This window comes from Streptomyces sp. MS191 (assembly GCF_008042125.1).
Lineage (GTDB): Bacteria > Actinomycetota > Actinomycetes > Streptomycetales > Streptomycetaceae > Streptomyces.
The window spans coordinates 853,140-862,239 of the sequence record NZ_RDBI01000040.1; the positions used below are offsets into that span (position 1 = coordinate 853,140).

General features: G+C 74.5%; 9 protein-coding genes. 5 read left to right on the forward strand and 4 right to left on the reverse strand.

Annotation, left to right across the window (positions count from 1 at the left end):
• Positions 1-70 precede the first annotated feature (70 nt).
• A complete protein-coding gene (locus EAO71_RS10860) occupies positions 71-868 on the reverse strand; it encodes a S1 family peptidase (protein WP_147977526.1) in 798 nt (265 codons plus the stop codon).
• Between the two features lie 143 nt (positions 869-1,011).
• Between EAO71_RS10860 and EAO71_RS10865 the strand changes: the two genes are divergently transcribed.
• Both EAO71_RS10865 and EAO71_RS10870 read left to right on the forward strand, forming a co-directional pair.
• Positions 1,012-1,896, forward strand: coding sequence for a hypothetical protein (locus tag EAO71_RS10865; protein ID WP_147977527.1), 885 nt, complete (start codon positions 1,012-1,014; stop codon positions 1,894-1,896).
• Between the two features lie 101 nt (positions 1,897-1,997).
• Positions 1,998-3,599 carry an ankyrin repeat domain-containing protein gene (locus EAO71_RS10870; protein WP_147977528.1) on the forward strand — a complete coding sequence of 534 codons (1,602 nt, stop codon included), beginning with the start codon at positions 1,998-2,000 and terminating at the stop codon, positions 3,597-3,599.
• Positions 3,600-3,634: 35 nt separating this feature from the next.
• On the opposite strand, the gene EAO71_RS10875 is transcribed toward EAO71_RS10870, so the two are convergent.
• A complete protein-coding gene (locus EAO71_RS10875) occupies positions 3,635-5,023 on the reverse strand; it encodes an MFS transporter (protein WP_147977529.1) in 1,389 nt (462 codons plus the stop codon).
• 112 nt (positions 5,024-5,135) lie between these two features.
• Here EAO71_RS10875 and EAO71_RS10880 point away from each other — a divergent pair, with 112 nt between their 5' ends.
• Entirely contained in the window at positions 5,136-5,624 is a 489-nt protein-coding gene (locus tag EAO71_RS10880) for a MarR family transcriptional regulator (RefSeq protein ID WP_147977530.1), read from the forward strand.
• 62 nt (positions 5,625-5,686) lie between these two features.
• Here the strand turns inward: EAO71_RS10880 and EAO71_RS10885 are convergent, their stop codons facing one another.
• Together EAO71_RS10885 and EAO71_RS10890 are read right to left on the reverse strand one after the other, a co-directional pair.
• Positions 5,687-6,571, reverse strand: coding sequence for an SDR family oxidoreductase (locus EAO71_RS10885; RefSeq protein ID WP_147977531.1), 885 nt, complete (start codon positions 6,569-6,571; stop codon positions 5,687-5,689).
• Position 6,572: 1 nt separating this feature from the next.
• A complete protein-coding gene (locus tag EAO71_RS10890) occupies positions 6,573-7,337 on the reverse strand; it encodes an SDR family oxidoreductase (RefSeq protein ID WP_147977532.1) in 765 nt (254 codons plus the stop codon).
• Between the two features lie 67 nt (positions 7,338-7,404).
• Here EAO71_RS10890 and EAO71_RS10895 point away from each other — a divergent pair, with 67 nt between their 5' ends.
• Both EAO71_RS10895 and EAO71_RS10900 read left to right on the forward strand, forming a co-directional pair.
• Positions 7,405-8,160 carry an enoyl-CoA hydratase family protein gene (locus tag EAO71_RS10895; RefSeq protein ID WP_147977533.1) on the forward strand — a complete coding sequence of 252 codons (756 nt, stop codon included), beginning with the start codon at positions 7,405-7,407 and terminating at the stop codon, positions 8,158-8,160.
• A gap of 23 nt (positions 8,161-8,183) precedes the next feature.
• Positions 8,184-9,017: a CoA transferase subunit A gene (locus tag EAO71_RS10900; RefSeq protein ID WP_147979223.1), complete on the forward strand. Its 834-nt coding sequence runs from the start codon at positions 8,184-8,186 to the stop codon at positions 9,015-9,017.
• Positions 9,018-9,100 lie beyond the last annotated feature (83 nt).

Consider the following 9,100-nt stretch of genomic DNA (forward strand, 5'->3'; position numbering starts at 1 on the left):
GATCCGTGGACGGGGGCGGGGCCCCGCCCCCGTCCACGGATCGGTGGGGCGGTGGTTCAGGAGGCCGGGGTCACAGGGTGGCCGCGGCCGACTTGATGGCGGCGGCGAACGTCGAGACCTCGGTGTAGACGCCCGGGTAGCCGGGCCGTGCGCAGCCCTCGCCCCAGCTCACGATGCCGACCTGGATCCAGGCGCCGGCGTTGTCCTTGCGGAACATCGGGCCGCCCGAGTCGCCCTGGCAGGTGTCGACGCCGCCTTCGTTGAACCCGGCGCAGATCTCCTCGCCGGGCACCAGGCTGGAGCCGTAGGCCGCCTGGCAGGCGGAGTCCGAGACGAACGGGACGGTCGCCTTGCGGAGGTAGCGCTGCTGGGCGCCGCCCTCGCGCGTGGCGCCCCAGCCGGCGACGGTGAACGTGCCGCTGTTGTACGCGGTGGTGTCGGCGATCTTGAGGGTGGGCAGCGAGTTGATCGGCGAGGCCAGCTTGATCAGGGCCCAGTCCTTGCCGGTGCCGTTGTAGCCGGGCGCCTGGAGGACCTTGGTCGAGCGGACCTTGATGGCGCTGCCGCTCTGGAGGTCGACGACGCCGGCGGTGGCGGTGATGCTGGTGTTGTTGCCGGAGCCGTTCACGCAGTGGGCGGCGGTGAGCACGATCTGCGGGGTCAGCAGCGAGCCGCCGCAGCCCATGGAGAGCCTGACCATCCAGGGGAACTCGCCCTGGGCCGCCCGGGTGCCGCCCACGACGGGCGTGGGCGCGGCGGAGGCGGTGGAGGGCTGGAGGCTGACGGCGGCGAGGACGACGGCGCCGGCGGCGGCGATTCTCTGAAGGGCGCGGACGAACCTGTTCTTCTTCAAGTGTCTGCCTTTCATGGGGGGTTGAGCCCTAATGGCATGTATCCGTCAAGGCTTGGTCCGGATTATGGACAGGGCTCACAGGGGGTCACAAGACTGCGTTTTCGGCCAGGGCACAGCGCTCCGACGCGGTCGTACAGTGGAGGGAAGGGGGTTCCGGCGTGCCGAACGGAAGTGCAGGAGACGCGGTCGTCCACGGGTTCCCGCACCTCGACACGGTCCGGGCCTCGCTCACCGCGCTGTACCGGAGACTGTCCGCCGACGGCGTACGTCGGTTCGACACGAGCGTGCGCGCGGCCGACGTGGCCTTCACCGACGAGGACGAACTCCACCTCGGTGCCCAGCGGGTGGCCGGGGCGCTCGTCCGGCACCTGCGGCTCCCGCAGGCCCGGATGATCGTGAGCTTCCGGGCGATGACCCACGCGGCGAGCGTGGAGCTGGCCGCGGGACCCGAGTACTTCATCGAGCTGAACGACCGCTTCCGGCGGCATCGCAGGGACGTGGGGGCGGCGCTGGCCCACGAGATCACGCATGTACTGCTCCACCGACTCGACCTCGGGTTCCCGGACACCGGGGACAACGAGATCCTCACGGATGTGGTGACCGCCTATCTGGGGGCGGGCTGGCTGTTGCTGGACGCCTACCGGGAGGACGCAGTGTCGAGCCAGAAGCTCGGGTACCTGACCCCGGAGGAGTTCGGATACGTGCTGGCCAAGCGGGCGGAGGTGTTCGGGGAGGACCCGTCGCCGTGGTTCACCAGCCCCCAGGCCTACGACGCCTGGGCACGGGGCCGGGCGGAGGCGGCACGCGACGGGCTGCGGCCGCCGCTGGCCGGCGCGGGCTGGGCGGCCCGGCACCGGTACACGAAGGACCGCCGGCAGGGGCACGCGGCGGCCGGCGCGCCGTACGCCTTCGAGGGGGCGGGCCCGTCACTGCGGGTCTCCTTCCCCTGTCCCGTCTGCCACCAGCGGCTGCGGGTGCCGGCGGCCCGGCGGCTGAAGGCGCGCTGCGGGGTGTGCGAGTCGGTCCTGGAGTGCGAGGGCTGAACACGTCCCGGGGGCGGTGCCCGTGGGGTCCCGCCGGGCGCGACGGGTGGGAACCGACAAGTGATTTGCGCCGGTTGCGGTCGCCGGGCGATGGTCGACGGATGAGCACGTTGTTCGAGGACATTCTGGGCGGGGACGACGACGCCGTCGTCCGCGCCCTGCGGGCCGGCGCGTCCCCCGAGGCGACCGACGAGGGCGAGACCGCGCTGTACCGGGCCGCCGTCGCGAACGAGGCCGGAATCGTCCGGGTGCTGCTGGCCGCCGGCGCCGACCCCGGGCGGGGCAGCGGCGAGGGGGCGGGCGACCTGCCGCTGTGCGGAGCCGCCTGCGGCGGGCACGGCGAGGTGGTGCGGGCCCTGCTCGGGGCCGGGGCGAGGCCGGACCAGGAGGAGTCCTACGGCTTCACGGCGATGGACTGGGCGGTGCGGCTGGGCCACGCCGAGACCGTGCGGATCCTGCTCGAACACGGCGCGGACCCGCAGCGCCCCGGCCCCGACGGCCTGGTGCCCCTCGTCGCCGCGGCCCGGCGCGGCTCGACCCCGAGCGTGCGGGCGCTCCTGGAGTACGGCGCCGGCCCGCTTCCCGACGCGCTGGCCGAGGCCCGCCGGTGGGTCGGCGTGGACATCGCGGCGGAGCTGCGGCGCGGGCTGCTCGACGGGGCCGAGGGCGACGGGACGTACGAGTGCGTCGTCCGCCGGGTCCCCGAGGACGGCGGCGTGACCGTGGTCGTCGAACTGCTGAGGGAGGACGGCGCCCCCGGTCGCGGGAACGAGCGGCAGACCGGTCATGCGGCGATCGTCACCCTGCTGGAGGCCGAACTCGGCGTGCGCGCCCCGCACGAGGAGCTCGCGGCGCGGGCCCTGCGCTGCGGGGACCGTGACCAGGACGACTGGAGGGAGGCGGTCGCGGCCCTCGCCCGGTATCCCGACGAGGAGACCTTCCGTACGGCCGCGGCCTGGTGCGCCGGCGACGAACCGCTGCGGCGGGCGCTCGGCGCCCAGGTCCTGGGGGCTGCCCTGTCGACCGGGCCGGACCACCGGGCGCACGGGCGGGGGCGGCCGGACCCGGCGGGACCGAGGAGGCACTCCCCGGGCGCCGGCGGGGACCTCACGGCCGAGGGCGTCGCGATCCTGCGGCGCCTGGCGGCCGACACCCGGCGGGGCGGGGTGTCGCCGGTGGCGGCGGACGCGGATCCGGGACGTCCGGGCGCGGACCGGGAGCCCGCGCTCGCCGTGGTCGCCGCGCTCGGGGCCGTGGGCGACGCGTCGGCGCTGCCCGAACTGCTGCCCTTCGCCTCGCATCCCGACGGCGAGGTGCGGCGGGCCCTCGGGTGCGCGCTCACCGGACTCGTGCCGGCCGGGCGGCCGGAGGCCGTCGACACCCTGGTGCGACTGAGCCGGGACCACGACGCGGGGGTGCGGGACTGGGCGACGCTGGCCCTCGCCGAGCTTCCCGAGGACACCCCTCTGCTTCGCGAAGTCCTCGCCGCCCGCCTCCAAGACACCGATCCGGACACCGTCGCCGAGGCGGCCCGCGGCCTGGCGATGCGTCAGGATCCGCGCGCCACCGAGGTGCTGGCGTCGATCCTGGCGGACGGGGACCCGGAGGGTTCGGCCCGCGACACGGCCCTGGCGGCGCTGGAGCACATCGGGAACGAGCGGGTCAGGACGCGCCTGGAGTGGACGGTTCCGCGCTGCCGCTGAGCTGCGCCAGGCCGGCCTCGGCGGTGTCGAGACGGTCAGCCGGAGACGGACCGCGCCGGCAGCCGCAGGCTCAGGAGCGCCGCCGCCCCGTAGGCGGCGATCACCCACGGCATGGCCGCGTCGATCGAGAGGTCCGCGAAGAAGGCCGTGCCGACGACCGCCGCGCCCAGGGCCCCGCCGAACTGCTGGGCGGTGGAGAAGACTCCCGACGCCCCGCCCGCCAGCTCGTCCGGGACCGCGGACAGGACGATGTTGACGAGCGGCACCACCAGGAAGCCGAGTCCGGCGCCGGCGACGGCCAGCCCGGGGACCAGCGGCCAGGCGGCGGTGTGCACGGGGGCCGCCTGGTCCATCGCGTACCAGACCCAGGCGTAGCCGGCGGCCATCAGCACCGCGCCCGCCGCCGGGACCAGGCGGCCGAGCCTGACGGCGAGGGGGTCGGCCGCCGGGGCGGTGAGGAAGCCGCCGGCCGAGAAGGCGACCATGAGGACGCCCGCCTGCATCGGCGCGTAGCCCTGACCGCCCTGCAGCCAGAGGGCGAGGACCAGGAAGAAGCCCTGCATGCCGAGGGCGAAGAGCAGTTGGACGGCGAGGCCGTAGGAGAAGGCCGGGACACGGAAGGTCCGCCCCGGCAGGACCGAGCCGCGGACGCCGAGGCCCGCCACCGCGAGGACGCCGCCGCCGAGCAGCACCCAGCCCCAGGCGGGCCAGCCGTTGCCCTGGCCCTGGACGAGCGGCAGCACGATGGCGACGAGGCCGGCCGCCAGGACGAGGCTGCCGAGCACGGGCGGGCGGGCCGCCGCGTGTTCGCGGGTGGCGGGGACGAGGACGACGGCGGCCGCCAGGGTCAGCACGGCGATCGGCACGTTGACCAGGAAGACGCTGCGCCAGCCGAGGCCGAAGAGGTCCGCGTCGGTGAGCACGCCGCCGAGCAGCAGTCCGGTCGCGGAGGCGAAGCCGGCCACCGCCCCGTACATCCCGAAGACCTTGCCGCGGTCCTTGCCCTGGAAGAGGCTGTGGAAGGAGCCGAGGACCTGGGGCATCAGCACGGCCGCCGTCACGCCCTGCACGGCGCGGGCGGCGATCAGCTGACCCGGCGTCTGGGCGATGCCGCAGGCCAGACTGGCGAGGCCGAATCCGGCCGTCCCGACGAGGAAGAGCGCCTTGCGGCCGTACCGGTCGCCGAGCCGTCCGGCGACGATCAGCGTGGCCGCGAAGCCCAGCAGGTACGCCGAGACGATCCACTGCAGGGCGCTCTCGGAGGCGCCCAGCCCGCGCCCGATGGAGGGCAGGGCGACGTTGACGACGGTGACGTCGACGAGGTCCATGAGGGCGGCGACCATCATCACGACGGCGGCGGCCCAGCGGCGCGGATGGACGGCGGTGGGCGAGGCCCCGCCGGTGCTGGTCAGGGTGGTGGTCATGCCGGCTCCCGTTTTATTTCGTTCGACCTAACGAAATAAAACGTGACACGGGACCGGACGTGATCGCAAGTCTTTCGTTCGACCGAACTAAATATTTTGCTAGGCTGCCCCCATGAGCACGAGCGAGCGGCCCGCACGGGACGAGGGGGCGCGGCGCGCCGAGGTCATCGCCGCCCTCACCGCCGCCGGCCGCGACTCCAGCGCCGCCTCGGTGGCCTTCCACACGGCGGTCGCGGCCCGGCAGGACCTGGGGGCGACCGAGACCAAGACGCTCGACCTGCTGGAACGCCACGGCGCCCTGACGGCCAAGGAGCTCGCCGAGCGCTCCGGGCTCGCACCGGCCTCCGTGACCGGCCTCGTCGACCGCCTGGAGCGCAAGGGCTTCGTCCGCCGGGTGAAGCACCCGACGGACAAGCGCCGGGTGCTCGTCGAGCCCCGCCCCGAGAAGCTGGCCGAGATCGCCCCCCTCTTCGACGACTGGGCACGTGAAGTGCACGAGCTCTACGAGGAGTTCAGCACCGAGGAGCTGCTCGTGATCACCCGCTTCCTCGCCGGCTCGACCACCCGCCAGCGCGAGGCGACCCGACGCCTGACCGGCTGAGGGCCGCCCGGGCGACGGGCCCCGCGCACCGGCCGCCGCAACCCTTCGCCTCCGCCGCCCCGTCAGGCCCCGTACACCGGTCGCGGCTCCTCGGCGCCCGCCAGCAGCTTGCGCGCGGCCTCGCCCGCCTCGGCCGGGGTCCAGCGCGCCCCCTTGTCCGCCGTCGGGCCGGGCCGCCAGCCCTCCATGACGGTGATGCGGCCGCCCTCGGCCTCGAAGACGCGGCCGGTCACGCCCTCCGAGGCCGCCGAGCCGAGCCACACCACCAGCGGTGAGACGTCCTCCGGCAGGCCCTCCAGACCGGCGAAGGTCCGCTCGGTCATGCGGGTCCTGGCGGCCGGGGCGATCGCGTTGACGTGGACCCCGTAGCGCGCCGCCTCCGCAGCCGCGACCAGCGTCAGACCGACGATCCCCGCCTTCGCCGCCGCGTAGTTGCCCTGCCCCACGCTGCCCAGCAGCCCCGCGCCCGAGGTGGTGTTCACGACCCGGGCCGCCACCGGGCGCCCCGCCTTGGCCTCGGCCCGCCAGTGCGCCGCCGCGTGCCGCAGGGGCAGGAAGTGGCCCTTCACGTGCACCCGCATGACGGCGTCCCAGTCGTCCTCGCCGAGGTTGACGAGCATCCGGTCGCGCAGGAAGCCCGCGTTGTTGACCAGGGTGTCGAGCCGCCCGTACGTGTCGAGCGCGGCGGCCACCAGGGAGGCGGCGCCCTCCTCCGTGGCGACGTCGCCGCCGTGCGCGACGGCCTCGCCGCCCGCCTCCCGGATCTCCCGCACCACCTGGCGCGCCGGGGACTCCGCCGAGGCGGCCCCGTCGAGCCCGACGCCCAGGTCGTTGACCACGACCCGGGCGCCCTCGGCGGCGAAGGCCAGGGCGTGGGCCCGGCCCAGCCCCCGCCCGCCGCCCGTCACGATCACGACCCGGCCCTCGCACAGTCCCGTCGGCGTCATCTCAGCTCTCCTTGTCCGCGTTCGCGGCATCGAGGAAGGCGGGGCGTTCCCCGCCCCCGTGCACCAGGAGCGAGGCCCCCGTGACGTATCCGGCGCGCTCGGAGGCGAGGAACACCGCCGCCTCCCCGGCCTCCTCGGGTTCGGCGAGCCGGCCGAGCGGGACGGTCCGGCCGACGGCCGCGATCCCGTCCGCGTCCCCGTAGTGGAGGTGGGACAGCTCGGTGCGGACCATGCCGAGGACGAGGGTGTTCACCCGGACGCGGGGGGCCCACTCCACGGCCATCGACCGGGCCAGGTTCTCCAGACCGGCCTTCGCCGCGCCGTAGGCGGCCGTGCCCGGCGAGGGCCGGGTGCCGCTGACGCTGCCGATCATGACGACCGAGCCGCGCGCCGCGCGCAGCGACTCGTACGCGGCGAGGGTCACGGTGAGCGGGACGGTCAGGTTCAGCGCGACGACCCGGGCGTGCCGTTCCGCGTCGCCCTCGCCGAGCAGCCGGTAGGGCGTCCCGCCCGCGTTGTTGACGAGGACGTCGAGCCGCCCGTACGCCTGCGCGACGTCCTCGAAGAACGCCTCGACGGCCACGGGGTCGCGCAGGTCGAGGGGCGCGAACACGGCCGTCCGGCCCGCTTCTTCCAGCGGCGCGTCCGGTGGCCGGCGGGCACAGACGATCACGTGCGCGCCGGCGCGCAGAAAGGCCCGGGTGATGCCCGCGCCCACGCCCCGCGTGCCGCCGGTGACGACGGCGACCCTCCCGTCCAGCTCCATCGGCTGCTACCTTCCTCACCAAGCAGTCGCCTAACAAACGTTTGGTGGAAAGGTAGCTGATCCGTTCATGGGTGTCTCCACCTCACGCCCGGACAAGGGCGTCGCCCTCGTCACCGTCGACTTCCCACCCGTCAACGCCCTGCCCGTACAGGGCTGGTACGACCTCGCCGACGCGGTCCGCGCGGCCGGCCGCGACCAGGAGGTCCGCTGCGTGGTCCTCGCCGCCGAAGGCCGCGGCTTCAACGCCGGCGTCGACATCAAGGAGATGCAGCGCGAGCACGGCACCGGCCACCGGGCCCTCATCGGCGCCAACCACGGGTGCGCGGAAGCCTTCTCCGCGGTGTACACGTGCGAGGTGCCGGTGGTGGCGGCCGTCGCCGGCTTCTGCCTGGGCGGCGGCATCGGACTGGTCGGCAACGCCGACGTGATCGTCGCCTCGGAGGACGCCTCCTTCGGACTGCCCGAACTGGACCGCGGCGCCCTCGGCGCCGCCACCCATCTCGCCCGGCTCGTCCCGCAACACCTGATGCGGGCCCTGTACTACACCTCCCGGACCGTCACCGCCGACGAACTGCACGCCCACGGCTCGGTCTGGAAGGTCGTCCCACGCGCCGGACTGCGCGACGCCGCGCTCGCCGTGGCCCGGGAGATCGCCGCCAAGGACGGCTCGCTGATCCGGCTCGCCAAGGCCGCCATCAACGGCATCGACCCCGTGGACGTGCACCGCAGCTACCGCTTCGAGCAGGGCTTCACCTTCGAGGCCAACCTCAGCGGCGTCGCCGACCGCGTCCGCGACGGTTTCGGCAGGAAGGGCTCCTCGTGACCGGACACCCGCACGACAGGACGATGACCCCCGACGAGGTCGTCGGCCGCCTGCGCAGCGGCATGACGATCGGCATCGGCGGCTGGGGATCGCGGCGGAAGCCGATGGCGCTGGTCCGCGCGCTCCTCCGGTCCGAGATCACCGATCTCACCGTGATCTGCTACGGCGGCCCCGACGTCGGACTGCTCGCCGCGGCAGGCCGGATCCGCCGGCTCGTCGCCCCCTTCGCCACGCTCGACTCCATCCCCCTCGAACCCCACTTCCGCGCCGCCCGCGAGCGGGGCGCCTTCGAACTGACGGAGCTGGACGAGGCCATGTTCATGTGGGGGCTGCACGCCGCCGCCAACCGGCTGCCGTTCCTTCCGGTCCGGGCCGGTCTCGGCTCCGACGTCATGCGGGTCAACCCCGGGCTGCGGACGGTCCGCTCCCCCTACGAGGACGGCGAGGAACTGGTCGCCGTGCCCGCACTCCGGATGGACGCGGCCCTCGTCCACCTCAACCGCGCCGACCGGTCCGGCAACGGCCAGTACCTCGGCCCCGACCCCTACTTCGACGACCTGTTCTGCGAGGCCGCCGACACGGCGTACCTCTCCTGCGAGCGGCTCGTCGACACCGCCGACCTCGGCACCGCGCCCCCGCAGACCCTGCTCGTCGGACGGCACAGCGTCACCGGAGTCGTCGAGGCACCCAACGGCGCCCACTTCACCTCCTGCGCCCCCGACTACGAACGCGACGAGGCGTTCCAGCGGCTGTACGCGACCACGCCCTGGGCCGAGTTCGCCCAGCGCTTCCTCTCCGGCAAGAGCGAGGACGACTACCAGCAGGCCGTACGCACCTGGCACGAGGAGCAGAGTTGAGCAGCCACGCGCCCCAGCCCCCACCCTGACCACCGTCCTGTTCCGGCCCCGGGACGCCGCCGACGCCACGGTCGCCACCATCC

Coding starts and splice junctions, on each gene's coding strand:
- EAO71_RS10870 (WP_147977528.1), top strand. CDS start 1,998: ATGAGCACGTTGTTCGAGGACATTCTGGGCGGGGACGACGACGCCGTC.
- EAO71_RS10860 (WP_147977526.1), bottom strand. CDS start 868: ATGAAAGGCAGACACTTGAAGAAGAACAGGTTCGTCCGCGCCCTTCAG.
- EAO71_RS10890 (WP_147977532.1), bottom strand. CDS start 7,337: ATGGAGCTGGACGGGAGGGTCGCCGTCGTCACCGGCGGCACGCGGGGC.
- EAO71_RS10900 (WP_147979223.1), top strand. CDS start 8,184: ATGACCCCCGACGAGGTCGTCGGCCGCCTGCGCAGCGGCATGACGATC.
- EAO71_RS10885 (WP_147977531.1), bottom strand. CDS start 6,571: ATGACGCCGACGGGACTGTGCGAGGGCCGGGTCGTGATCGTGACGGGC.
- EAO71_RS10895 (WP_147977533.1), top strand. CDS start 7,405: ATGGGTGTCTCCACCTCACGCCCGGACAAGGGCGTCGCCCTCGTCACC.
- EAO71_RS10880 (WP_147977530.1), top strand. CDS start 5,136: ATGAGCACGAGCGAGCGGCCCGCACGGGACGAGGGGGCGCGGCGCGCC.
- EAO71_RS10875 (WP_147977529.1), bottom strand. CDS start 5,023: ATGACCACCACCCTGACCAGCACCGGCGGGGCCTCGCCCACCGCCGTC.